Below are 23,741 nucleotides of genomic sequence, written 5' to 3'. Positions count from 1 at the left end.
AATACGGCTAGACCACTTCTGAAATCGGAAGGTTGGATCCAAGGCGATGAAAGAGACTCAGGGGAAAAGGGCCGAGTTGCCGGGGCTTGAGGGGCGCGGAGTTCGCCCAGGCGGAGGTGAGCGCCTACTCGGCATGGACAGGAAGCTCGTCAAGCTGGATCCCATGACCGAGCTGCGCCGCAGCAACGAGGACGAGAAAAGGAATCTCGAACCTCGACTGAAATCGGTGTCCCTGGACCAGCGGCGGCGTCTGCTGGCAGACCTCAAGGAGGAGCAGCAGATGAAGTTCGACGAGCTGCTGGCCCACAGGGATAAGCCGGATAAGCCCACAGCGATCGACCACCAATACGCGGTGAAATATGAACAGAAGGTGGACGGCTGGCTGGCTGACCTACGCAATCACCCTATAGCCTCGAAATTGATCCCCGAGGGCTACGACCCGTTCTACGCAAGAGGCGCTCACCTCCTGGATTCCGCCGCCAGGAATGATTGCAAGATGTATCTGGACCGTTATGCTCTCGGAGTCAACTCCAAAGAGGAGCCGGTATGGAACTGGGCTGAGATTGCCCCCAACAATGGAGTCCACTGGGATAATGAGGTTCGTACAACTTTAGAGGTGGGCACTGTCATCGACCGGTGGGGTCCCAGGGTGAAGGAAGCCAAGTACGATACGGGTACCTATATCTGCCCCTCGGACACCCCTTTCGAGAGGGCCGGAATACCGCCGTCCAATCTTGCGCAGTTCCAGCGTTACAGGGTTTGTAAGCTCATGCACGTTCTCAGGAGTGAAGTGACCCCGGGAGCTGTCGGTACCCTCGGCCGTGGGGGTCAGTACAGGCTGCAGGTCCCCTTGGGCAAGTACGTTGACAGGGGCTTCCTCGAACCGATTGGGCCGCCATTCGGGAGGTCGCGAGAGTAGCCTATGAGCCAACATCGGCAAGTCTCGACCCACCTGTCGGCCGCGATCGTCCGGGCTGCGACGGCCACCTCAGCTTCTACGAGAACAGAACGATGGAGGGCATCGGTCTTCGTCAACCCTCACCCTCGACCGCGGCGTTGGCCTCAGTCGGAGTCGTTCAGCAGGCGATCCTGCTCGCCGGCGGGCATGCCAGCACTCGCGGCCGACTGCACCAGCGCACATCGAGCCAACGACACCGCCGCCTCGTCTCCGAGCAGAGGCGTCAGTGACTTGACGGACTGACCGGCCCAAAAGTTCATGACCTCGACCGTCGTCATCCCCGGTACAGGGACCCAGGCTGGCCGAAGACTGGTCTGGACGCTTTGCTGGCCGAGTGAGGTCGACGCTTCGGCCACATGGCGATAGGAGCAGACGTCCGAGCACCACCGGCAGCCGTGGAAGGGTCCCACCATGTCGCCCGGGCGCTTCGTGAGTCGAAGTTGCTGACTCCCCTTGGCCTCCCAGACCTCGAAGGCTCGTTGCAGGCGGCCGGCCAGGTGCCCGCTGTCGAGGCTGCCGTAGGCGACGTGCCGGACCATCGCGCGTCGGAAACCGATCCAGGCCAGGCATCTGACGGCCTGGTCGCTGTCAGTCGTCAGGGCCGGGTCCAGGGCCGCCAGCTGTGCGAGTCCGAGGTCTGCGTCGGACCAGATCGACGCTCGGTCCTCCCTCGTCCGCAACATGTGGTTGAGCGCGAGGGCGAGGACGCTCTCGGCTTCACGCGAACGGGCCTCGGCAGCATGGTGGGTACCGGGGTCGCGTCCGTGGCAGCAAGGGCGCGGATCGTCGTCCCGGTTGACACGGAACTCGACCGGGGCTGGTCCGTGCGCGTCGGGCTCTGCGGCCTGGATCCGGATCAGCTGGGCCTCGCCCGTTCGGCGCGTGGCCATTAGCGCCTCTCCTCGTCCGAGTTTGGTCAGGCTGAGGTAGTGCTTCTCGATCATGCCGAGACTGCCCCCAACGACCTCCCGATCGTCGGGATCGGGTAGTCGATGGGCGATCTTGAGGTTGGTGTTGCGCAGCACGTCTCGGGCCACGGCCGCCGGGCTCTGGTCGACGACGAGCACCGACTCGCCGTAGCTACGGATCTCGGCCAACATCTGGGTGAGCAGCTTGGCCGATACTCCGGCGGCATTCCCGTCCTCGCTCGAGGCAGAGTCGCGTGGTTCGGGAAGGATCCGGTGGGCCTCCTCGAGAACAGTCACGTGGCGGACCGCGCCGTTGCTGCGGCCGAGGACATGGGCACGCTCGGCGACGTAGATCGTCAGCATCGACATCAGGAACGCGCGCTCCTGCTCGTCGCCGAGTGTTGACAGCTGGACGACGGCGGGACGTTCGAGAATGCTCCGCAGGCACGGTCGACCGTCAGGTGACGCCACCCGCTCGGCTTTCGCCGGCGACAGCAGCAACGAGAGTCGTAACCCGAGCGAGGCTCGGATGTTGCTCTCGATCTCGCCGTCGTACCCGAGCGAGGCGACGTAGGGATCGAGTTCGTCGCGGAGATCATGCAGGGTCGGCGCCGGGTCCGCCGCGGACCGCGCGATCATCTGCTCGAACAGCTGCGCCACGATATACGGAACCGGGGATGGGAACCCGAACGAGCCGACGAACGCGTTGGAGACCATCTCCAGGTGCGTGCGGAGCGAGAAACCCTCACATGGCTGCATGACGTTGAGAGCCAGGTCCGTCGCGGTGACCGATAACAGCCCTCGGTCGATGCTTGGCGCCAGCTCTTCGTAATCAGCCTTGACCGGGTCGATGATGAGAAAGGGGATGTGCCACTTGTTGCTGAGCTCGAGCAAGATCTTCTGCACCGTCGTGCTCTTGCCCATCCCTGTGGTGCCGGTGACGAAGCCGTGTCCCTCCAGGTCCTGGACGTCGATGACGACCTCCGCACTGGTACCCGCCCACTGTCCGAGCGGGATCGGCTTGCTCATCGGGGGTTGAGCCCGCCCAGCTGGAGGAGCTTCGCTAACTTCCAGTCCGGGGAGCGAGCCGAATCCGGTCTCCAGGAACACCCCGATGTCGGCAGACGAGAGCAGCGATACCGGCTCCGGCAGGTCTGGTACGCTCGACTGTTCGCCGTAGGGGACGTGGCAACTATGCGAGATCCATCGGCCCGACGTGAGGGGGTCGTTTTGGAGGATCGAGCCCAGAACGCCTGAGATCATCTCGACTGTGGCGCCGTCCTCGCTGAAGACATAGGGCGAGGTATTCCACAGGCCTACCGATTCGGCGGCACGAAGATGGTCGACCCTGGCTTTCAGGTCCTCCAGCAGCTCGTCGACGGCCGGGAGTTGGCGGCTGATGCTGTCCTGTTCGTTGTCTGTGTGAGTCACCGTGCCGCCAAGACGACCGAGCGCGGAAAGACTTCCGTAAAGGGCGGTCTCGATTGCGCGAGCTTCGGCGAACTGGACGGGCTCGAGCAGGATGACGATCGACCAGGAGGGCGAGGAGGCGAGCAACAGCCGGCGTAGCCCTGGCAGTCCGGACTGGTCCGGAGCATTGTCGGACCCCGCTGAGAGCGAGAAGCTGACGCCGTTGGACCATACCTGGTCGTTGCCGACGAAGGCGCTCACGCCGGGAGGCGACGATGCAACCTTCTCCGCGATCACGGCTGGCGCTAACGTCGTAGGTAGCCACTCCTCCAGCCCATTGCGTTGGACGCCGAGGTGAAGGCCGCCCGTGGGCCCACCCGAGATGACAAGAGCCGCCGACGACCGCATTGCTGCGATCGCCGAGAGCCCGTCCACCAGAGGTGACCGGACTCCGTCCTCCGGCGACGGCAACCTCCGCAGCCGGAACCACGACAGGTGGTTGAGGGGCGTGACCGACAGAGGTCGACACTCGAGTGATTCGAGGCCGATGAACTGGGGCAACGCAAGGTCATTGCGCAGTTCGCTCAGGTCCTCGTCCCCGCTCGAGAACCGCTTGGCCTTGCGGGCCAGCAGATCGTAGGCGCGCTCGTGGGCCGTACGGCCGAGGCCGGGTTCAGCCATGACAGCCGCAGGCTTCACGGAGGTGGGGCACGGTCTGAAGTATCACAGGAAAGCCGTCTACTGGCTGGCGGCTCCTCCTGCCCGTCAGGGGCAGAGCCGACCAGGCTCCCCTGCAACGCGCTCTGCAGGATTAGGAACGAGCGGCAACGGACAGGGCTCTGTAAGGGGACGCTCCTTCGTCCTCACCGATCGCGCCCGCGAACTGAGATCGGTAGAGGTCGGCGTAGGCGCCGCCGGCCGTCAGCAGCGCGGCGTGGCTGCCCTGCTCGACGATCTGGCCCGCCTGCATGACGAGGATCAGGTCGGCGTCGCGGATGGTGGAGAGCCGGTGGGCGATGACGAAGCTGGTCCGGTCGCTGCGCAGCGCGGCCATGGCGTGCTGGACCAGCACCTCGGTCCGGGTGTCGACCGAGCTGGTGGCCTCGTCGAGGATCAGCAGTGCCGGGTCGGCCAGGAAGGCGCGGGCGATGGTGATCAGCTGCTTCTCGCCCGCCGAGATGTTGCTGCCCTCCTCGTCGATCACCGTGTCGTAGCCGTCGGGGAGCGCGTGCACGAAGCGGTCGACGAAGGTGGCCTCGGCGGCGGCCATCACCTCGGCCTCCGTCGCGTCGGGGCGGCCGTAGGCGATGTTGGCCCGGATCGTCCCGTGGAACAGCCAGGTGTCCTGCAGCACCATCCCGACCTTGGAGCGCAGCTCCGCGCGCGGGATGGTGGCCACGTCGACGCCGTCCACGGTGATCCGGCCGCCGTCGAGCTCGTAGAACCGCATGATCAGGTTGACCAGCGTCGTCTTGCCGGCGCCCGTGGGGCCGACGATGGCGACGGTGCTGCCCGGCTCGGCCACCAGCGAGAGGTCGGTGATCAGCGGCTGCGCCGCGTCGTAGGAGAAGGCGATGTGCTCGAACTCGACGCGCCCGCGGGTCGGCAGCGCGGCGCCCGCCGAGGCGGCCGGCTCGGCGGACTGCTCCTCGGCGTCGAGCACCTCGAAGACCCGCTCGGCCGACGCGATCCCGGACTGCAGCAGGTTCGCCATCGACGCCACCTGGGTGAGCGGCTGGGTGAACATCCGCGTGTACTGGATGAAGGCCTGCACGTCGCCGAGGTTCATCGTCCCGCTGGCCACCCGCAGGCCGCCGACGACGGCGATCGCCACGTAGTTGAGGTTCCCGATGAACATCATCGCCGGCATGATGATGCCGCTGACGAACTGGGCGCCGAAGCTGGAGCGGAACAGCCCGTCGTTGCGCTCGCCGAAGACCGCCGCGACCTCGGACTGGCGGCCGAAGACCTTGACCAGCGCGTGCCCGGTGAAGGCCTCCTCGATGTGCCCGTTGAGCTCGCCGGTCGCCTTCCACTGCTGGGTGAACAGCTTCTGCGACCGCTTGCCGATCACCCCGGTGATCACCACCGAGATCGGGATGGTCACCAGCGCGATGAGGGCCAGCAGCGGCGAGACCACGAACATCATCACGACGACGCCGATCACCGTCAGCAGCGAGGTGAGCAGCTGGCTGAGGGTCTGCTGCAGGGCCTGGGCGACGTTGTCGATGTCGTTGGTCACCCGGCTGAGCAGCTCGCCGCGGGTCTGCTTGTCGAAGTAGCTGAGGGGCAGCCTGTTGATCTTGGTCTCGACCTCGTTGCGCAGGGTGAAGATCGAGCGCTGGACGGCGCCGTTGAGCAGGTAGCCCTGCAGCCACAGGAACAGCGACGAGACCAGGTAGAGCCCCAGCGCCAGCAGCAGCCAGCGGCCCAGCAGGCCGAAGTCGATGCCCTGCCCGGGCACCACGGCCAGCCGCTCGACGAGGTCGGCGTAGGTGTCCTGGCCCGCCGCCCGCAGCTGGGCGACGGCCTCGGCCTTGGTGGCCCCGGCGGGCAGCCCGCGGCCGACGATGCCGGTGAAGATCACGTCGGTGGCGTAGCCGAGGATGCGCGGGCCGTAGACGTTCATGACGATGCCGACGACGGCCAGCGCGACGACGGCGACGAGCACGACGCGCTCGGGCGCGAGGTGGCCGAGCAGCCGCTTCAGCGAGGGCCAGAAGTTCAGCGACTTCTCCGCCGGAGCGGGTCCCCCGAAGGGTCCGCCGCTGCGCGCGGCCGGTGCGTACTTCGGGCGCTCGGGGGCCTTGGCGGCCCCGGTGGCCGGGGCCTCGGGGGCGTCGGTGCGGGTGTCCTCGCTCATGCCGCCACCTCCTCGGCGCTCAGCTGGGAGCTGACGATCTCGGCGTAGGTCGGGCATGTCTCGAGCAGCTCCTCGTGGGTGCCGGTGCCGACCACCTCGCCGTGCTCCAGCACGATGATCTGGTCCGCGTCGCGGATGGTGGCCACGCGCTGGCCGACGATGATGACGCAGGCCGACGCCGTCTCCCGGGCCAGCGCGGCCCGCAGCCGGGCGTCGGTGGTGACGTCGAGGGCCGAGAAGGAGTCGTCGAAGACGTACACCTCGGGCCGCTTGACCAGGGCCCGGGCGATGGAGAGCCGCTGCCGCTGGCCGCCGGAGACGTTCGTGCCGCCCTGGGCGATCGTCGCCTCCAGCTGGCCGGGCATGGCGCGGACGAAGTCCTCGGCCTGGGCGACCCGCAGCGCGTGCCACAGCTCGTCCTCGGTCGCGTCGGGCTTGCCGTAGCGCAGGTTGCTGGCGACCGTGCCCGAGAACAGGAACGGCTTCTGCGGCACCAGCCCGATCCGGCTCCACAGCAGGTCCGGGTCGAGCTCGCGGACCTCGACGCCGTCGACGGTGATCGAGCCCGCGGTGACGTCGATCAGCCGCGGGATCAGCGAGACCAGCGTGGACTTGCCCGCACCCGTCGAGCCGATGATGGCCGTCGTCCGGCCGGGACCGGCGGTGAAGGTGACGTCGCGCAGCACCGGGGCGTCGGCGCCGGGGTAGGTGAACTCCGCGCCCGCGAAGGCGACCTCGGACGCGGTGGGCAGGGTGGTGACCGGGCGCTCCGCGGTGACCACGGACGACTCGGTGTCCAGCACCTCGCTGATCCGCTCGGCGCAGACCATGGCGCGCGGCGCGATCATCAGCAGGAAGGTCGCCATCATCACCGACATGAGGATCTGCACGAGGTAGCTGAGGAACGCCGTCAGCGAGCCGATCTGCATCTGACCGCTGTCGACGCGCTGGGCCCCGAACCACAGCACGGCGACGCTGGAGATGTTGAGGATGAACATGACGATCGGGAAGATGGAGGCCACCAGCCGGCCGACCGAGGTCGCCGTCTGGGTCAGCTCGGCGTTGGCGGCGGAGAACCGCTCGGTCTCGTGGGGCTCCCGGACGAAGGCCCGGACCACCCGGATGCCGGTGATCTGCTCGCGCAGCACCCGGTTGAGGGTGTCGATCCGGGTCTGCATCACCCGGAACAGCGGGCCCATCTTGCGGACGACGAGCCAGATCGAGAGCGCCAGCAGCGGGACGGCGACGACGACGAGCCAGGACAGCCCGACGTCCTCGCGCAGCGCCATGACGATGCCGCCGACCATGGTGATGGGCGCCGCGACGAACATCGTCGTCGAGAGCAGCACCAGCATCTGCACCTGCTGGACGTCGTTGGTGTTCCGGGTGATGAGCGACGGCGCCCCGAACCCGTTGAGCTCGCGGGCCGAGAAGCCGAGCACGCGGTCGAAGAGCGCGCCGCGGACGTCGCGGCCGAAGCCCATGGCCGTCCGCGCGCCGAGGTAGGTGGCGGCGATGGCGCAGACGATCTGCAGCAGGCTGACGACCAGCATCACGCCGCCGGTGCGCCAGATGAAGGCGGTGTCGCCCTTGGCCACGCCCTCGTCGATGATCGAGGCGTTGAGGCTGGGCAGGTACAGCGCCGCCATGGTGCCGACGAGCTGCAGCACGACGACGCCCGCGAGGACGCGCCGGTAGGGCTGCAGGTAGCGGCGCAGGAGACGGATCAGCATGGAGCGTCCTCGGGTCGGAGCGGGTGGGCGGAGACGGGGCTGGGGGCGGGCCGGGCGACGAGCCCGTGCAGGAGCAGGTCGGCGATCTGCTCGGGCTCGCTGGGGGCGGCGTCGCCGAGCATCGGGTGGGTGAGCGCGAAGGTGACGGTCCGGACGAGGGTGGCCGCCTCCTCCACCGGGCGGCTCAGCCGGTCCTCGAACGGGATGAGCACGCCGGCCATCGCCGCGTTGAGGGCCGCGTTGTCCTGGTCCTGCCGGGCGCGCAGGTCGCCGACCTCCTCGGGGCTCTCCGGGGAGAACCGCAACGTGTGGAAGAGGGCGATCACCCGGCGGAGCCGGTCCTGCAGCAGGCCGACGGCCGCGGTGACGGCGGGCTCCAGGTCGAGGTCGGGGTCGAGGGCGTCGAGGTCGGCGCAGGTGGGGCCGATGTCGAAGGCGTCGGCCAGGACGGCCTCGATCAGCGCCTCCTTGGTGGGGAACGCCCGGAAGATCGTGCCCTCGGCGACGCCGGCGGCCTCGGCGATCTGGCGCGTGGAGACGTCGCGGCCGTAGCGCTGCAGGAGCGGCTCGGTGGCCGCCATCAGCGCGACGCGGCGCTCGTCGAGCGGGAGGGGGGTGGCGCGGGGCACGCAGGGATCCTAGTGAGTGAGCGCTCACTCAGCAAGAGGGTTCGGTGAGCGGTGCTCGGCGGACGGGCCGTGGTCGGGGAGGATGGGGGCCGGGCGCGCAGGTGGCGCGCACGAGGTGGAGGAGTTCCGGTGGGTCTGGGCGCGCTGTCCGACGAGGTCTTCGAGGCCGTCCTGTTCGACATGGACGGGACGCTGATCGACTCCACCCCGGCGGTGATGCGCGCCTGGACGACGTGGATGCACGAGTTCGGGCTGACCCCGGAGCAGATGGGCCGCCACCACGGCATGCCCTCGGCCCAGGTGGTCCGCGCGCTGCTCGCGGAGGACCGGCACGTCGAGGCGATCCGCCGGATCGACGAGCTGGAGCTGGCCGACGTGCACGACATCGTCGTGCTGCCCGGCGCGGCCGAGGCGCTGGAGGCCCTGCGCGGCGCCAAGAACGCCATCGCCACCTCCTGCACGGTGCCCCTGGCGCAGGCCCGGATCGCCGCCGCCCGGCTGCAGCCGCCGTCGGTGCTGGTCACCGTCGACGACGTGGCCCGCGGCAAGCCCGCGCCCGACCCGTTCCTGGAGGCGGCCCGCCGGCTCGGCGCCGACCCGACCCGCTGCCTGGTGGTGGAGGACGCGCCCAAGGGCCTGGAGGCCGCGCGGGCGGCAGGCTGCCGGACCCTCGCGGTGGTCACGACGACCGAGCGCGAGGACCTCGACGCCGACGCGGTGGTCGGCGACCTCTCCGAGGTGGAGTTCATCCCCGGCGAGGACGGCATCCGGGTGCGGCTGCGCGGCTGAGCCCACCTGCTGATTCGGCTGGTTCCCCGCTGCCTGAGCTTGTCGAAGGCCCTTCGACAGGCTCAGGGCGCGGTATCGGCTCAGGGCGCGGGGTCGGGTCCGGGGCGCGGGGGTCGGCCCGGGGTGGGGGCTAGCCGGTCTTGCGGCGGAAGGTGCGCTTGGCCTCGACGGGGCCGTGGGCGTGCACCGGCTGCTGGCCGGCGTCGAGGTGGTCCTCCCCGCGGCGCCCCTTCTTCGCCTCGAGCGCCTCGCGGAACTTGGCCTTCAGGTCGTCGGCGGGCGTGGTCTGGTCGTCGGCGGTCATGGCGCCATCCTCTCCCGGGCGGCCCAGCAAGACCAGGGGTTACCCCGTCCGCTCAGCACCGACCGGTCCGCCGGCCAGGGTGACGGCCGTGCCGTAGGCGCAGACCTCGCTCAGGGACTGGGTGATCTCGCTGCAGTCGAAGCGCAGCCCGACGACGGCGTGCGCGCCGGCGGCCTCGGCCATCTCGACGAGCCGGGCCACGGCGTCCTGCCGCGACTCGGTCAGCATCGTCACGTAGCCGTCGACGGGGTTGCCGCCGCGCAGGTCCGGCCGCAGCTCGCGGGTGCGGGCGACGACGCCGACGACCTCGCCGAGCACCTCGACGATCTCCTGACCCACCAGCTTGTCCATGGTGACGACCGGGAGGCTGTGCCGGACCAGCTGCGGCCTGCGCGCCGCGGCCGGCTGGGGCGTCCAGCCGCCCTGCTGGCCGTAGGGCTGCTGCGCCGGTGGGTAGCCCTGCGGGGGCTGCTGGCCGTACGGCTGCTGGGGCGGGTATCCCGGCTGGCCGTAGGGCTGCTGCCCCTGGCCCGGGTGCGGGGGCTGCCCGTAGGGCGACGGCGATCCGTGGGGTCCGGGCTGCTGCCCGTAGCTGCTCATGGCAGCAGGGTAGTGACGCGCGCGCGGCCCGTCAGGTGTCGCGGCGCTCAGCCCAGCTCGGTCATCGCCACGGTGACGAACATCGACGACGAGCCGCCGGAGTAGGTCCCGCGCAGCGGGGCGACGTCGCCGTAGTCGCGGCCGTGGCCGACCCGCACGTAGCTGTCGGTGAGCCGTCGGCCCATCGTCGGGTCGTAGGGGACCCAGGTGCCGCACCACCACTCGATCCAGGAGTGGCTCTCCCCGGTCACCGTGGTGTTGGGCTCGCGCGGTCCGGGGTGCAGGTAGCCCGAGACGTAGCGGGCGGGGATGCCGATCGAGCGCAGGGCGCCGAGGGCGACGTGGCTGTAGTCCTGGCAGACGCCGGCGCCGAGCTGCCAGACGTCGGCGGCCGCGCTGGTCACCTCCGTCGAGCCCTTCTCGTAGCGCAGCCGGTCGTCGAGGATCCGGCAGACGTCGAGCGCGGCCAGCCGCGGCGGCTGGTCGGCGACCTCGGCGGCCAGCGCGACCAGCTCGTCGGCGGGGGCGGTCCGCCGGTTGACGGTGAGGTACTCCGCCATCCGGTCGATGACGCCGCGGTCGCGCAGCGCCGACCAGCCGAGGTCGCTGGCCGCGACCCGCCGGTCGGTGTCCCAGGCCAGCTCGTCGCCACGGGTGTCGACGACCGCCTGCGCGTGCACGGTCAGCCGCTCGTGCGCCTCGTGCAGCTCGAACGTGGTGACGCGGGTGCCCCAGTAGTCGGTGTAGCTGAAGCTCCAGGCGGCCGGCTCGATGCTGACCCGGCTGCTCCAGATGGTCTGGTGCTCGCTGGCCGCCGGCGTCATCCGCGCCTCGTTGTAGGACGACTTCACCGGCGAGCTGTACCGGAAGCCGGTCTGGTGGTCGATGCTCAGCCGCATATCAGCGCGTCCCCTCGGTGATCCAGGCCGTCGGGTCCTCCGCGACGAAGTAGTTGTTGGCGACGGCGGCCGTCACCTGCGCGGCGACCTCCTGCACCCAGGTCATCTCGTCGCCCAGGTTCTCCAGCAGCTCGCCGACGTCGGCGTACTCGAGCCGGGCCCGCAGCTGGCCCAGCGCCCGGGCGGGGAACTCCGACTGCCGGGCCGCCTGGCCGTTGACCGTGCTGAGCCGGCGCAGGCAGTCCGACGCGGCGACGAGGCCGTGCATCAGGGAGCGGGGGAACCGGACGTCGGAGATGAGGAACTGCGCCGCCTCGCGGTCGGTCTGCAGGCCGCGGTAGGTGCGCAGGAAGGCGTCGTGCCCGCCGCAGCCGCGCAGCACCGAGGGCCACTGGGTGCTGCCGGTGCGCAGCGAGGCCGAGGCCACCAGCCGCGACGTCATGTCCACCTGCTCCAGCGACCGGCCGAGCATCATGAACTCCCAGCCGTCGTCGCGCACCATCGTGCCGCGGGCGATGCCGGTGAACAGGGCGCTGCGCTCCTGCGCCCAGTCGAGGAACGTGTGCACGCGGGACGTGCGGAACCGTCCCGTCGGCAGCTGGTGCCAGGTGGTGTTGATGCACTCCCACAGGTCCAGCGGGATGACCTCCCGGGCCCGGCGGGCGTTGTCGCGGGCGGCGGCCCAGCAGGCGAAGATCGACGTCGGCTCCTTGCCGTCGTAGCCCAGCACCCGGACCAGGTCCTCGTGGGTGGGGTGCTCGACGTGGTCGACGCTCATCAGCGCCAGCAGCGTGCGGCAGGCCTCGGTCTCGGAGCTGGTGTCCTCGGTGATGAGCCGCAGGTGGGTCTGCAGCAGCCGGGACGTGTCCTCGGCCCGCTCGACGTAGCGGCCGATCCAGAACATCGACTCCGCGATCCGGCTCAGCACGGCGCGTCCCCTCCGCCGGCGCGCCCGGACTGCTGCTGCTGCTCCTCCTGGTGGCGCTGGATGACCTTCGGCGTCATGAGGACGGCGGGCCGGGCCGCGAGCGGGGCGCCGGTCGGCCGGACCGGCACCTCCTCGGCCTGCGGCTCGGCGGGCACCGGAGCGGGCTCCTCCTCCGCGAGGGTGACCGAGGGCCGGTGCGCGGGCGGGCTCAGCACCCAGGTGTCCTTGCTGCCGCCGCCCTGGCTGGAGTTGACCACCAGCTCGCCCTCGGGCAGCGCGACGCGGGTCAGCCCGCCGGGCAGCACCCACACCTCGTCGCCGCTGTTCACCGCGAAGGGCCGCAGGTCCACGTGCCGGGGGGCCAGCTGGTCGTCGATCAGCGTCGGCACGGTCGACAGCTGGACGACGGGCTGCGCGATCCAGCCGCGCGGGTCGGCCGTCACCCGGGCGCGCAGCGCGTCCAGCTCCTCCTTGGTGGCGCGCGGGCCGATGACGATGCCCTTGCCGCCGGAGCCGTCGACGGGCTTGACCACCAGCTCGTCGAGCCGGTCCAGGACCTCCTCGCGCGCGTCGTCCTCCTCCAGCCGCCAGGTGTCGACGTTGGCGATCACCGGCTGCTCGCCCAGGTAGTAGCGGATGAGGTCGGGCACGTAGGTGTAGATGAGCTTGTCGTCGGCCACCCCGTTCCCGATGGCGTTGGCCAGCACGACCCCGCCGGTCCGGACGGCGTTGACCAGGCCCGGGACGCCCAGCATCGAGTCGCTGCGGAAGTGCACCGGGTCGATGTACTCGTCGTCGATGCGGCGGTAGATGACGTCGACCCGCTGCAGGCCGCCGGTCGTCCGCATGAACACCTTCCCGCGGCGGCACTCCAGGTCGCGGCCCTCGACGAGCTCGACGCCCATCGTCCGGGCCAGCAGGGTGTGCTCGAAGTAGGCGGAGTTGTAGACGCCCGGGGTCAGCACCACCACCGTCGGGTTGTCGACGGTGGGGGTGGCGGCCAGCCGGAGCGCCGCGAGCAGCCGCTGCGGGTAGCTGGCCACCGGGCGGATCCGCTGGGCGGCGAAGGCGTCGGGCAGCGCGGTGATCATCGCGCTGCGGTTGGTCATCACGTAGGAGACGCCGCTGGGCACCCGGACGTTGTCCTCCAGCACCCGGACGTCGCCCTCGGGGGTGCGGATGAGGTCGACCCCGGCGACGTGGATGCGCACGCCGTTGCCCGGCTGGACGCCCCAGACGGCGCGGTGGAAGTGGTTGGAGCTGGTGATCAGCTGGCCGGGGATGACACCGTCGGCGATCACCCGGGCGTCGGAGTAGACGTCGGCCAGGAACGCCTCCAGGGCGCGGACCCGCTGGGCCACGCCGGCCTCGATGGTCTCCCACTCCGGCGCGGCGATCACCCGCGGCACCAGGTCCAGCGGGAAGGGGCGCTCGACCCCGCCGATGTCGAAGGTGACCCCGGCCTGCACGTAGTTGTTGGCCAGCGACTCGGCGATGGTCTTCAGCTCGGCCGGCGAGGAGCGGTCCAGCGTGGCGTGCAGCGCCCGGTAGGACGGCCGGACCTCCCCGTCGACGTCCATCATCTCGTCGAAGGCCGCGCCCGGCCGGTAGTTCGCGAGGACGTCCGCCATGACGGCACCCTACTCAGAGCCTTGTTACCCCCGTGTGAACGCCTGCCGGCGCCGGGCTCAGCCGAGGAAGCCGCCGACGAGGCCGACCAGTCCCAGCAGCAGGGCCAGACCCAGGACCGCCATCAGGACCCAGAAGCCGGTCTGCCCCGGGCGCGGCTGCGGCACCGGGCCCATCCGGCCGGAGAGGAAGGTGAAGGCCGGCGGGCTGTAGTGCACCTCGGTGCTGCGGCCCGGGTGGACCGGGACGACGTCGTGGGCGGAGCCGTAGGTGAAGAGGTAGCGGGTGGCGGCGTGCAGCTGCCGTGGGCCGGCGGGGGCGACGAACGCGTTGCGGCCCCAGCGCAACGGCGCCGGGTAGCCGTCGATGGTCAGCAACGGGGTCATCATGGAGCTGCCGCCGCCGAGCGGCGGGCGGACGTGCACCACCAGCTCACCGGTGGGCTGCGGGCCGGTGGGCTGCGGGCCGGGCGGCGGGGGCGGGCTGGGCCAGGGGGAGGTCACGGGCGGGATCCTGCCAGCCCCCGGGGCGATCCGGGCGTCGTCGTGCGGGTCGTGACCGCGACGAGACCGGGGGCCCGCGGCACTAGGCTGACGCGGTGCCCGAACAGACGAGTCCGCCCGCAGCGGTGGACGAGCCCGAGCAGATCCGTGTCCGCAAGGACAAGCGCGAGCGGCTGCTCGCGGAGGGCCGCGAGCCCTACCCGGTGACGGTCCCGCGGACCCACGCGCTGCGCGAGGTCCGCGAGCGCTGGGGCCACCTGGCGACCGGGGAGGAGACCGACGACGTCGTCTCGGTCACCGGCCGCGTGGTGTTCGTCCGCAACACCGGCAAGCTCTGCTTCGCCACGCTCCAGGAGGGCCTGTCGCTGGGCGACACCGGCGTCCGGCTGCAGGTGATGCTGTCCCGCGACGAGGTGGGCGAGGAGTCGCTGGGCGCCTGGAAGGCCGACGTCGACCTCGGGGACTTCGTCGCCGTCACCGGCCGGGTCATCTCCTCCCGCCGCGGCGAGCTGTCCGTGCTGGCCACGGCCTGGACCCTGGCGTCGAAGGCGCTGCGGCCGATGCCCACGCTGCACAAGGAGCTCTCCGACGAGACCCGGGTGCGGCAGCGGCACGCCGACCTGACCGTCCGCGAGGAGGCCCGGCAGATGGTCCGCACCCGCGCGGCCGTCACCCGGAGCATCCGCGAGACGCTGCACCGCGAGGGCTACCTCGAGATCGAGACGCCGGTGCTCCAGCTGGTGCACGGCGGCGCCCAGGCGCGCCCGTTCGGCACCCACCTCAACGCCTTCGACACCGACATGACGCTGCGGATCGCGCTGGAGCTGTTCCTCAAGCGCGCCGTCGTCGGGGGGGTGGAGAAGGTCTACGAGATGGGCCGCATCTTCCGCAACGAGGGCGTCGACTCCAGCCACAGCCCCGAGTTCACGATGCTCGAGTTCTACGAGGCCTGGGGCGACCAGCGCACGGTGGCCGCGCTGCTGCAGCGCATCGTGGTCGACGCGGCGGACGCGGCCCTCGGCTCCCGGCAGGTCGAGACGGCCGCCGGCACGGTCGACCTGGACGGCGAGTGGCCCTGGCTGGGCGTCTACCCCGGGCTCTCGCAGGTGCTGGGCGAGGAGGTCACCTGGGAGACCGGGGCCGACCGGCTGCGTGCCGTCGCCGCCGAGCGCGGCGTCGAGGTCGACCCGGCCTGGGGGGCGGAGAAGCTGGTGCTGGAGCTGTTCGGCGAGCTCGTCGAGCCGACCCTGCTGCAGCCGACCTTCGTCTGCGACTACCCGCCCTCGGCCCAGCCGCTGGCCCGGCCGCACCGCAGCGACCCGCACCTCATCGAGGCGTGGGACCTCATCATCGGCGGCACCGAGCGCGGCACCGGCTTCTCCGAGCTGGTCGACCCCGTCGTCCAGCGCGACCGGCTCACCGCGCAGTCGCTGGCCGCGGCGGCCGGTGATCCCGAGGCGATGCAGCTGGACGAGGACTTCCTGGCCGCGCTGGAGTTCGGCGCCCCGCCGATGGGCGGGGTCGGGCTGGGCATCGACCGGCTGGTCATGCTGCTCAGCGGCGCCGGCATCCGCGAGACGATCCTCTTCCCGCTGCTGAAGCCCGGGTCGGGCGAGTGAGCGGGCCGCTGACCGAGGGCGTGCCCAGCGGGGAGGACCCCGTCGAGCTGGCGCACTGGCTGCTGGACCGGGCCCGCGTCGGCGAGGCCGAGCGGCTGGCCGCCTACGCCGACCACGGGATGCCCGTCGACCTCACCGACGCGACCGGCAACACCCTGCTGATGCTCGCCGCCTACCACGGGCACGCCGCGACGGTCCGGGTGCTGGCCGAGCGCGGCGCCGACGTCGACGCCGTCAACGACCGCGGCCAGACGCCGCTGGCCGGGGCGGTGTTCAAGGGCTACACCGACGTCGTCGAGGTGCTGCTGGCCGCCGGCGCCGACCCCGACCTCGGGACGCCCTCGGCCCGGGCCTCGGCGGAGTTCTTCGAGCGCGCCGAGATCGCCGCGCTGCTGCCCCCGCCGCGGGGCTGATCCGCGCGAGCCAGCCGCGGCTCGGACCGCGGTCGGGTGCGCGCCCTGCAGGTCCGGAGGTCCCGTGGACCTGCGGCAGCGCGCACCCGGCGGCGGTCAGTCCTCGCCGTCGTCGACCGCGGTGTCGCCGAGCAGGCCGCGCTGGGCCAGGTCGACGGCCGGGTCGGTGCCCTCGGGCAGCGGGTCGGTGGCCGGCGGGACGTCGACGGGGGCGTAGTCGGCGAGGCCCGCCGCCACCCGGTCCCGCTCGACGGCGGCCTCGAGCGCGTCGTCGTCGGGGTGCAGGGGCATGCCGCGGCCCTCGCTGCGGACGTGGTGCAGGCCCGGGTCGTCCTCGGGCTCGAGGACGTCCTCGGAGAACGCGGCCTCGTCGGCGGCGCCGGGGTCGGAGGCGCCGGAGAGGTTGGCGCCGGGATCGGTCGGGTCGGATGCGCTGGGTAGGGACATGACCCGAAAATACCGCCGCCCCGTCAGCCGCTGAGGGCGACCACCGTCAGGCCGCCGGTGCCCCCGCTGAGCCGGTCCATGGCCATCAGCGCGGCCGGCGCCTCGTCCAGGCTGATCACGGCGCCCACCAGGGCGGACAGCGAGACGGCGCCCGAGGCGACCAGGGCGAGCATCGGCGGGTAGTCCGCGGCGGCCAGCCCGTGGGACCCGTAGAGCTCCAGCTCGTGGGCCACCACGAGGTCCATCGGCAGGGCCGTCCCGGCCGGGTCCAGCAGCAGCCCGACCTGGACGTGCCGGCCGCGCCGGCGCAGGCTGGCGACCGAGGCCGCGGCGGTGGCGGGGGAGCCCAGCGCGTCGACGGAGGCGTGCGCGCCGCCCCCGGTGGCCTCCCGGACGGCGGCGACGGGGTCGGCCGAGCGGACGACGACCTCCGCCCCCAGCCGCGAGGCCCGCTCGAGCGCGTCGGCGGACAGGTCGACGGCCACCACCCGGGCGCCGAGGGCGACGGCGATGGCGACGGCGGAGAGCCCGACCCCGCCGCAGCCGTGCACCGCGAGCCACTGGCCGGGCTGCAGGCGGGCGTGCGCGGTGAGGGCCCGGTAGGCGGTGGCGAAGCGGCAGCCGAGCGCCGCGGCCTCGACGAAGCCGACGGCGTCGGGCAGCCGGACGAGGTTGGTGTCGGCGGCGTGCAGGGCCACCTGCTCGGCGAACGAGCCGGGGCCGGTGAAGCCGGGCTGGGTCTGGTCGGGGCAGACCTGCGGGTTCCCGTCCCGGCAGGTGGCGCAGCGGCCGCAGCCGTTGACGAAGGGGGTCGTCACCCGGTCGCCGACGGCGAACCGGGTCACCGCCGGGCCGACGGCCGCCACCGTGCCGGCCAGCTCGTGCCCGGGGACGTGCGGCAGGGCGACGGGGTCGTGGCCCCGCCAGGCGTGCCAGTCGGAGCGGCAGACGCCGGTGGCGGCGACGTCGACCACGACGCCGTCGGGCGGGCAGTCCGGCGCCGGCACGTCGCGCAGCACGGGGACCGCGCCCACGGCGTCGTAGACGACGGCGCGCACTCTCAGCGACCCGGCCGGCCGCCGGGTCCGGCGCCCTTCTCGTCGGGGTCGCGGAGATCGGAGAAGCCGAAGTCGTCCTCCGGCTTCTGCCGCCGCCAGCGCCGCCATCTGGCCTCGGTCTCGGCCTCGCTGCGGGCCGCGGGGGCACCGGTCCCGGCGGCCGGGGCGTCGTCGCGCGCGGCGCCGCTGCCGTCGCCGCGGGATGGCGTGCTGCCGGACGGGGTGCTGGCGGACCGGGTGCTGGCGGACGGGGTGGGAGCGGGCGCCGGGGTCGCGGGCACGTCCGCGGTACCGGCGGTCGTCGGCCCCGCGCCGTCCGCGGCCGACCGGTCGCGTCCCGCCCCGTCCCGCTCCGCGCGGTCGCGTCCCGGGCGCTCGGCGGCGGGGTCGTCGGAGGCGTCGTCCCCCTCGTCCGCGCGGTCGCGGGTGCGGTCGGCGGCGGGCACCGGCTCGAGGTCCTCGAACTCCTCGACGCGGTCGCGGCGGCGGCCGGCGCCGAGGCTGCTGCCGCGGTCGCTGGCCCGGACCACGGCGACGCCGACGGCGGTGGTGAGCGGCACCGCGAGCACCAGGCCGATGGAGCCGACGAGGGTGCGGATGACCTCGCCGGCGAACTGCTCGGTCTGCAGCACCTGGAGCAGGGGGCGGTTGTAGACCGCGATCAGCAGCAGCACCGAGAGCGAGGCGCCGGCCGTGGCGAAGGCGATGGTGTAGATGGTCGAGGCGATGTGGTCGCGGCCGATCCGCATGGCCCGGGAGAACAGACGGCGCTGGCTGCGGCCCTCGCCGTCGGGGTCCTGTCCGTCCGCCAGCTCCCAGACCGCGGACGCCTGGGTGATGGTCACGTCGTTGAGCACGCCGAGGCCGGCCAGGATGATGCCGCACATCACCACCGACGTCAGCGACAGGTTGGGCGCGGCCGCGGCGAGGACGTAGTCGTCCTCGGCGGCGACCCCGGTCAGGTGCGCCCAGCGCGTCGCGCCCCAGCCCAGCAGGGCGATGAGGATGAGCCCGAACAGCGTGCCCACCAGGGCGGTCGTCGTCCGCGCGCTGAACCCGTGGGCGGCGTAGAGGACGACGAACATGATGGCCGAGGAGCCGATCAGCCCGATGAGGATCGGGTTCTCGCCCGCGACCAGCGCCGGGAACATGAACTTCACGAGGATGAACCCGGCGAAGCCCAGACCCACCAGCGAGGCGAAGCCGCGCCAGCGGGCGACGGCGACGACCACGGCGACGAAGGCCAGGGTGAGCAGCACCAGCGGGGTGCGGCGCTCGAAGTCGGAGAACTGGAACTGCGACGGCTGGCCGTCGGCCGGGGGGATGCGGATGAGCTTGATCTTCTGGCCCACCTCGACACCGGAGGAGTAGAGGGCGTCGGTCAGCGGGACGGTGGCGGACAGGCCCTCGTCGTCGCCCTCGAGGAGCTGGGCGGTGATGTTGGCGCACCGGCTGTCGTCGATCCCGGGCGTCGAGCCCGACAGGCCCTCGCAGGAGATCTGCTCGACGGCGGTGATCCGCGCGGTCGGGTAGGTGACGCCGGGGACGCTGTAGCCCGCGACGTCGGAGTTGACCTGCTCGGAGATGTCGCCCGGCCAGAGCGCGATCAGGCCGACCAGGGTCCACACCGCCAGCGGGATCAGCACCACCACGAGCATCCGCAGGGCGCGCCGGTGCCGCCGCAGCTCGTCGGCGTCCACCAGGGCGAGCTGCCCGCCCCCCGGGCGCGCCGGTCGGGAATGGGTGTGGGCCACGTTCTCCGCCTAGTCTTGGTCGTCGTGAGTGCTCCGCCGGCTGGGTCCCCGCCCGTCCGGCCACGCCGTCCCGGGCGCCCCCGCCCCACCGGGGGCGGACCCGCCGCCGACGCGAGCGGCTCACAATCTAGCCGAGATCCCCGTGACCCCCCGCGGCCTGCGCCCGGCCCCGCCGCGAGCGATCCGCGGCCGGGCCGCCCGACGACGGTCCCCGTCACGCTGGTGCCGTGGCCGGTCGACGCGGCCCGCCGGCTGGTCGCGGGTGAGGCCGCGACGGCTGCCGATGCCGCGCGCTGGCACCCCGACTACCCGCAGCCCGACACCGTCGACGCGCTGACGATGCTGCTGGGGGCGCACGGCGCCATGGGCACGCTGGACGGGCTGCCGCGCTGGTGGGTGCACGAGATCCGCGTCGACGGCCGGGTCGTCGGCGACGTCGGCTTCCACGGCCCGCCCGCGGCGACCGGCCCGGTGGTGGTCGAGATCGGCTACGCCGTCGTGCCCGCGCTGCGCGGCCAGGGGGTGGCCACCCGCGCGGTCGCGCAGCTGCTGGCGCTCGCCTGGCGTGACGGCGCCGCCGAGGTGCTGGCCGGCACCGACGAGGACAACGCGGCCTCCCAGGGCGTGCTGCGGGCCAACGGGTTCCGGCGCCGGCTCTCCGGGGACTGGTCGGTCCGCCGGCCGGGGGCGGCGTGAGCGCGGCGGCCGGGCTGACCCGGCGGCTCGTCGTCGACCGGCCGGTGCTGCTGGCGCCGGTGCTGGGCCTGCACCGGCGCGGTGCCGGCGACCCGACGCACCGGGTGCTGGGCGACATCCACCTGCGGACCACGCGCACCCCCGAGGGGCCCGCACTGCTCAAGCTCGTGGCCGGCGGCGGCGAGGTCGCCGCTCGCGCCTGGGGAGACGGCGCCGCCTGGGTGCTGGACCACCTGCCGCGGCTGGTGGGCGAGGAGGACGACGTCGCCGGGTTCGAGCCGGTGCACCCCGTCCTGGTCGAGGCAGTCCGCCGCTACGGGCACTACCGCGTCGGGCGCTCCGACGCCGTCTACGAGGCGATGGCCCCGGCGTGCCTCGAGCAGGTCGTCACCGGCAAAGAGGCGTTCCGCGCCTGGCACCTGCTGGTCAGCGAGTTCGGCGAGCCCGCCCCCGGCCCGGCGACCGACCCCGCGTCGGCCGCCTTCGGCATGCGGGTGCCGCCCACCCCGCAGGTCTGGGCCCGGGTGCCCAGCTGGACCTTCCTCGCCGCCGGGGTGGAGGAGCGCCGGAGCCGGACGCTGGTCCGGACGGCGGCCCGCGCCGTCGCGCTGGAGCGGACGCTGGCCCTGGGCTCGGCGGAGGCCGACCGGGCGCTGCGCAGCCTGCCCGGCGTCGGCCCGTGGACCTCGGCGGAGGTGCGCCAGCGGGCGCACGGCGACGCGGACGCGTGGAGCATCGGCGACTACCACGTGGGCAAGAACATCACCTACGCCCTGACCGGGGAGGTGCTGGACGACGACGCGGCCACCGAGCTGCTGGAGCCCTACCGCGGGCACCGGTTCCGGGTGCAGGCGCTGCTGGGGCTGATGGGCGGCGTCGCCCGCCGTCCCCGCCGGGCCCCGCGGATGACGCTGCCCACGCACACCCCGTACGCGACCCGCGGCCGCTCCTGAGGCTCGCCCTCTGCCGAGTTGTCAGAGGTGGTGTCGGCTAGGACCGCCACCACGTCTGACACGTCGGCGCCAGAGGTGACCCCTGGGTGCCGCCTCAGCCGGTGATGAGGAGGACGAGGAGGAGGGCGTTGAGGGCGACGATGGCGGCGACGACGGCCCAGGTGATGGCGATGGTGGCCGGGCGGGTGGGGACGAGGGCCATGAGCTTGGGGTCGCGGGCGATCCGGACCAGCGGGATGAGGGCGAAGGGGATCCCGAAGGAGAGGACGACCTGGGACAGGATCAGCAGCCGGGTGGGGTCCGCGCCCAGTCCGAGGAGGACCAGGGCGGGGATGGCGGTGGCCAACCGGCGCCAGAGCAGCGGGATCCGCCGGTGCAGCAGCCCGTCCATGATGACGGTGCCGGCGTAGCCGCCGACCGAGGTGGAGGCCAGCCCGGAGGCGAGCAGGGCGAGCGCGAACAGGATCGCGACGACCGGGCCGAGGCCGGTGCTGATCGCGGTGTGGACCTCGGTGAGCCCGTCCAGCTGGAGCCCGAACAGTGAGCTGCCGGAGAGGAGGAGCATGCCGATGTTGACGCTGCCGGCGACGACCATGGCGAGGATGACGTCGGCTTTGACGGCGCCGAGGACTCCGCGGGCGTTGCCGGGGTCGGCGCGGCCGTGGCGGTCGCGGACGAGGGCGGAGTGGAGGTAGACGGCGTGCGGCATGACGGTGGCGCCGAGCATCCCGACGGCGAGCAGGGCGGAGTCGGTCCCCGCCAGCCGCGGCACCAGCCCGGCCGCAGCCTGAGCGGGGTCGGGGGGGTCGACGACGAGGCCGGCGAGGAACCCGACGGTGACCACGGCCAGCAGGGCGGTGATGACCTTCTCGAAGCTGGGTTGGCCGTGGCGCTGGACGTAGAGCAGGGCGGTGGACACGCTGACGGTGACCACGGCGCCGGCGACCAGGGGCAGGTCGAAGAGGAGCTGGAGGGCCAGGGCGCCGCCGACGACTTCGGCGATGTCGGTGGCGACGGCGACGAGCTCGGCCTGGGCCCAGTAGGCGAGGCGGGTGCGGCGTCGGGTGCGCTGGCCGACGAGGGCGGGCAGGGACTGGCCGGTGAGCCAGCCGACCTTGGCGGAGAGGTACTGGATGAGTCCGGCCATCAGGGTGGCGCCGACCAGGACCCAGAGGAGGAGGTACTGGTAGGTGGCTCCGGCGGTGGTGTTGGTGGCGACGTTGCCGGGGTCGACGTAGGCGACGGCGGCGACGAACGCGGGTCCGAGGAGTTTGGTGCGGTTGAGCAGGGTGCCCGCGTCGGGCCGCGGCGGCCTCGTCAGCAGCGTCATCTCCTCGGCCCTCTCCCGGTGGTCGGTCTCATCGTGCCACCGCTACCCCGCGGGGCGGTGGGAGGAACAGGACGGCCGGCGGCCACCTCGGTGAGGTGACCGCCGGCCGCCCGTCGGATCAGCTGTTGTCGTCGCTGGTCTTGACCTCGCCGTTGAGCCCGGACGGGAAGAACCCGCCCTTGCTCACCTTGGCGGGGTTGAGGTAGACGACGTTCAGCACCTGGCCGGGGGTCCGGGAGTAGACGATGCTGTTGGCGTCGGTCGGCACCAGGTTGCCGCTCTTCTTGCGGCCGATGCCCTGGTCGATGTTCTTCGGGCCGTCCAGGCTGTCGCGCGCGTCGGAGATCTTCTGCGCCGCGGCGTAGAGGCCCTTGGCGTAGAGCGACGTGCGGACGATGCCGGCGTGGTAGGCCTCGACGGCCAGGATGCCGGCCGCGGCCTCCAGGTAGTCCTTGTTGTCGATGAGCGGGGCGGCACCCTTGTAGGCGGTGACGCCGACGTCCTCGAAGATGAACGCCGCGAGCAGGAAGTTGTTCTCGTTGGCGAACGGGTCGAAGGTCTGCTTCGCGCTGATCAGGCCGGCCGCGCGGGCCGCCGCCGTGAAGCTGCTCTTCAGGTCGATCTTCGGACGCGCCACGGCCGCCGAGCCCAGCGCACGGCGCAGGAACGTGACGTGGTTGAGCTCGTCCTCGGCGATCTCCTTGGCGTACTGGGCGATCGCCTTGCTCTTGAAGGCCACCTTCCGGCCGCCGGTGACGCCACCGCGGGTGCCCTTGCCCCCGGTCAGCGCGCTCGGGACGCCCCAGCCGTAGTAGGCGTGCAGGTAGAACTCCGCCTCGAGGTACTCGAGGTTCAGGGCGAAGTTGAGGACGGCGCCGTCGCTGGGCGCCGCGGCCGCCGCGGGAGCGGCGGAGGCGGACAGCGCACCCGTCCCGGACAGGGCGGTGGCGCCGACGACGCCGAGCCCGGCGAGACCGGCGGTGCGCAGGAAGTTGCGACGGTCCGCCTCGTTCTCGGCACTGCGGTTGATCATGTCGACGACGACATCTTTTCCGAACATGCGTGCTCCTCTGACTGAGGGTGGAGCTCCGTGGGAGCGTGGCCGGCGGCGCTCTCGGTGCGCGGAGCACGCAAAGAGGGCAGGAGTGCGTGCACGGACGCGTTCTGACGACGTCGGCACGAACCACTGGTCACGTGAGCAGGTGCGGGAGGTGGATCTGCCGGCCGGCGTTCCCCCGAACCCTTGCGCTCTGAGCCCTGTTCGGGGCCGTCGGGCGATCGGATGGGTCGGACCCCGGTGCGGGCTCCGCGCCGTCGG

At 72.2% G+C, this 23,741-nt stretch carries 21 protein-coding genes; 6 read left to right on the top strand and 15 right to left on the bottom strand.

The features are described from left to right. Positions 1-133: 133 nt before the first annotated feature. Positions 134-919, top strand: a complete 786-nt coding sequence (locus tag JOF54_RS10615; RefSeq protein ID WP_210055452.1) for a TNT domain-containing protein — start codon at positions 134-136, stop codon at positions 917-919. Between the two features lie 143 nt (positions 920-1,062). On the opposite strand, the gene JOF54_RS10610 is transcribed toward JOF54_RS10615, so the two are convergent. From JOF54_RS10610 to JOF54_RS10595, 4 genes are all read right to left on the bottom strand, one after another. Then, a complete protein-coding gene (locus JOF54_RS10610) occupies positions 1,063-3,957 on the bottom strand; it encodes an ATP-binding protein (protein WP_210055450.1) in 2,895 nt (964 codons plus the stop codon). Positions 3,958-4,087: 130 nt separating this feature from the next. Beyond that, positions 4,088-6,139, bottom strand: a complete 2,052-nt coding sequence (locus tag JOF54_RS10605; RefSeq protein ID WP_210055447.1) for an ABC transporter ATP-binding protein — start codon at positions 6,137-6,139, stop codon at positions 4,088-4,090. After that, positions 6,136-7,872 (bottom strand): ABC transporter ATP-binding protein, encoded by a 1,737-nt coding sequence (locus JOF54_RS10600; protein ID WP_210055445.1) that lies wholly within the window; start codon positions 7,870-7,872, stop codon positions 6,136-6,138. The genes JOF54_RS10605 and JOF54_RS10600 overlap by 4 nt, the downstream gene beginning before the upstream one ends. Beyond that, positions 7,866-8,501 carry a TetR/AcrR family transcriptional regulator gene (locus JOF54_RS10595; RefSeq protein ID WP_307804045.1) on the bottom strand — a complete coding sequence of 212 codons (636 nt, stop codon included), beginning with the start codon at positions 8,499-8,501 and terminating at the stop codon, positions 7,866-7,868. The genes JOF54_RS10600 and JOF54_RS10595 overlap by 7 nt, the downstream gene beginning before the upstream one ends. Before the next feature lie 129 nt (positions 8,502-8,630). Between JOF54_RS10595 and JOF54_RS10590 the strand changes: the two genes are divergently transcribed. Next, positions 8,631-9,290, top strand: coding sequence for an HAD family hydrolase (locus tag JOF54_RS10590; RefSeq protein WP_307804044.1), 660 nt, complete (start codon positions 8,631-8,633; stop codon positions 9,288-9,290). Between the two features lie 130 nt (positions 9,291-9,420). Here the strand turns inward: JOF54_RS10590 and JOF54_RS10585 are convergent, their stop codons facing one another. From JOF54_RS10585 to JOF54_RS10560, 6 genes are read right to left on the bottom strand one after another with little or no spacing between them, the layout of a single operon-like run. Further along, positions 9,421-9,594, bottom strand: a complete 174-nt coding sequence (locus tag JOF54_RS10585; RefSeq protein WP_210055443.1) for a DUF5302 domain-containing protein — start codon at positions 9,592-9,594, stop codon at positions 9,421-9,423. A 39-nt stretch (positions 9,595-9,633) separates the two neighbouring features. Beyond that, entirely contained in the window at positions 9,634-10,194 is a 561-nt protein-coding gene (locus JOF54_RS10580) for a YbjQ family protein (RefSeq protein WP_210055441.1), read from the bottom strand. Between the two features lie 47 nt (positions 10,195-10,241). Then, the gene (locus JOF54_RS10575; RefSeq protein ID WP_210055439.1) at positions 10,242-11,093 is read right to left on the bottom strand and encodes a transglutaminase family protein; all 852 of its coding nucleotides are present in this window, start codon (positions 11,091-11,093) and stop codon (positions 10,242-10,244) included. 1 nt (position 11,094) lies between these two features. Next, positions 11,095-12,021, bottom strand: a complete 927-nt coding sequence (locus tag JOF54_RS10570) for an alpha-E domain-containing protein (protein ID WP_210055437.1) — start codon at positions 12,019-12,021, stop codon at positions 11,095-11,097. Beyond that, positions 12,015-13,652 (bottom strand): circularly permuted type 2 ATP-grasp protein, encoded by a 1,638-nt coding sequence (locus JOF54_RS10565; RefSeq protein ID WP_245358046.1) that lies wholly within the window; start codon positions 13,650-13,652, stop codon positions 12,015-12,017. Before JOF54_RS10565 ends, JOF54_RS10570 begins: the two co-directional genes overlap by 7 nt. A 57-nt stretch (positions 13,653-13,709) precedes the next feature. After that, positions 13,710-14,153, bottom strand: a complete 444-nt coding sequence (locus tag JOF54_RS10560) for a hypothetical protein (protein WP_210055435.1) — start codon at positions 14,151-14,153, stop codon at positions 13,710-13,712. A gap of 143 nt (positions 14,154-14,296) precedes the next feature. Between JOF54_RS10560 and lysS the strand changes: the two genes are divergently transcribed. Both lysS and JOF54_RS10550 read left to right on the top strand, forming a co-directional pair. Beyond that, the gene (gene lysS / locus JOF54_RS10555) at positions 14,297-15,772 is read left to right on the top strand and encodes a lysine--tRNA ligase (protein WP_210059488.1); all 1,476 of its coding nucleotides are present in this window, start codon (positions 14,297-14,299) and stop codon (positions 15,770-15,772) included. Then, positions 15,769-16,185, top strand: a complete 417-nt coding sequence (locus tag JOF54_RS10550; RefSeq protein WP_307804043.1) for an ankyrin repeat domain-containing protein — start codon at positions 15,769-15,771, stop codon at positions 16,183-16,185. The genes lysS and JOF54_RS10550 overlap by 4 nt, the downstream gene beginning before the upstream one ends. A 96-nt stretch (positions 16,186-16,281) precedes the next feature. Here the strand turns inward: JOF54_RS10550 and JOF54_RS10545 are convergent, their stop codons facing one another. Genes JOF54_RS10545 through JOF54_RS21485 form a run of 3 tightly spaced genes read right to left on the bottom strand, consistent with a single transcriptional unit; the run spans position 16,282 to position 19,444 of the window. Beyond that, a complete protein-coding gene (locus JOF54_RS10545; RefSeq protein ID WP_210055432.1) occupies positions 16,282-16,632 on the bottom strand; it encodes a hypothetical protein in 351 nt (116 codons plus the stop codon). A 23-nt stretch (positions 16,633-16,655) separates the two neighbouring features. After that, positions 16,656-17,690 (bottom strand): zinc-dependent alcohol dehydrogenase family protein, encoded by a 1,035-nt coding sequence (locus JOF54_RS10540; RefSeq protein WP_210055430.1) that lies wholly within the window; start codon positions 17,688-17,690, stop codon positions 16,656-16,658. Positions 17,691-17,692: 2 nt separating this feature from the next. Beyond that, positions 17,693-19,444: a YibE/F family protein gene (locus JOF54_RS21485; protein ID WP_307804041.1), complete on the bottom strand. Its 1,752-nt coding sequence runs from the start codon at positions 19,442-19,444 to the stop codon at positions 17,693-17,695. A gap of 222 nt (positions 19,445-19,666) precedes the next feature. Between JOF54_RS21485 and JOF54_RS10530 the strand changes: the two genes are divergently transcribed. Both JOF54_RS10530 and JOF54_RS10525 read left to right on the top strand, forming a co-directional pair. After that, entirely contained in the window at positions 19,667-20,140 is a 474-nt protein-coding gene (locus JOF54_RS10530; protein ID WP_210055428.1) for a GNAT family N-acetyltransferase, read from the top strand. Continuing rightward, positions 20,137-21,093, top strand: a complete 957-nt coding sequence (locus JOF54_RS10525; protein ID WP_307804040.1) for a DNA-3-methyladenine glycosylase family protein — start codon at positions 20,137-20,139, stop codon at positions 21,091-21,093. The genes JOF54_RS10530 and JOF54_RS10525 overlap by 4 nt, the downstream gene beginning before the upstream one ends. Before the next feature lie 94 nt (positions 21,094-21,187). Here JOF54_RS10525 and JOF54_RS10520 read toward each other — a convergent pair whose 3' ends face one another. Both JOF54_RS10520 and JOF54_RS10515 read right to left on the bottom strand, forming a co-directional pair. Then, the gene (locus JOF54_RS10520; protein WP_210055426.1) at positions 21,188-22,423 is read right to left on the bottom strand and encodes an Nramp family divalent metal transporter; all 1,236 of its coding nucleotides are present in this window, start codon (positions 22,421-22,423) and stop codon (positions 21,188-21,190) included. 118 nt (positions 22,424-22,541) lie between these two features. After that, positions 22,542-23,483 carry a ferritin-like domain-containing protein gene (locus JOF54_RS10515; RefSeq protein WP_210055424.1) on the bottom strand — a complete coding sequence of 314 codons (942 nt, stop codon included), beginning with the start codon at positions 23,481-23,483 and terminating at the stop codon, positions 22,542-22,544. Between the last annotated feature and the right edge of the window lie 258 nt (positions 23,484-23,741).

The organism is Microlunatus capsulatus (assembly GCF_017876495.1).
Classification (GTDB): domain Bacteria; phylum Actinomycetota; class Actinomycetes; order Propionibacteriales; family Propionibacteriaceae; genus Microlunatus; species Microlunatus capsulatus.
This window is presented reverse-complemented; position numbering and strand designations above follow the sequence as displayed.

What these genes read in the sequence shown, in the direction of transcription:
- JOF54_RS10605 (WP_210055447.1), bottom strand. Translation starts at nt 6,139, where the DNA reads ATGAGCGAGGACACCCGCACCGACGCCCCCGAGGCCCCGGCCACCGGG.
- JOF54_RS10615 (WP_210055452.1), top strand. Translation starts at nt 134, where the DNA reads ATGGACAGGAAGCTCGTCAAGCTGGATCCCATGACCGAGCTGCGCCGC.
- JOF54_RS10575 (WP_210055439.1), bottom strand. Translation starts at nt 11,093, where the DNA reads ATGCGGCTGAGCATCGACCACCAGACCGGCTTCCGGTACAGCTCGCCG.
- JOF54_RS10610 (WP_210055450.1), bottom strand. Translation starts at nt 3,957, where the DNA reads ATGGCTGAACCCGGCCTCGGCCGTACGGCCCACGAGCGCGCCTACGAT.
- JOF54_RS10520 (WP_210055426.1), bottom strand. Translation starts at nt 22,423, where the DNA reads ATGACGCTGCTGACGAGGCCGCCGCGGCCCGACGCGGGCACCCTGCTC.
- JOF54_RS10515 (WP_210055424.1), bottom strand. Translation starts at nt 23,483, where the DNA reads ATGTTCGGAAAAGATGTCGTCGTCGACATGATCAACCGCAGTGCCGAG.
- JOF54_RS10565 (WP_245358046.1), bottom strand. Translation starts at nt 13,652, where the DNA reads ATGGCGGACGTCCTCGCGAACTACCGGCCGGGCGCGGCCTTCGACGAG.
- JOF54_RS10580 (WP_210055441.1), bottom strand. Translation starts at nt 10,194, where the DNA reads ATGAGCAGCTACGGGCAGCAGCCCGGACCCCACGGATCGCCGTCGCCC.
- JOF54_RS10545 (WP_210055432.1), bottom strand. Translation starts at nt 16,632, where the DNA reads ATGTCCCTACCCAGCGCATCCGACCCGACCGATCCCGGCGCCAACCTC.
- JOF54_RS10600 (WP_210055445.1), bottom strand. Translation starts at nt 7,872, where the DNA reads ATGCTGATCCGTCTCCTGCGCCGCTACCTGCAGCCCTACCGGCGCGTC.
- JOF54_RS10585 (WP_210055443.1), bottom strand. Translation starts at nt 9,594, where the DNA reads ATGACCGCCGACGACCAGACCACGCCCGCCGACGACCTGAAGGCCAAG.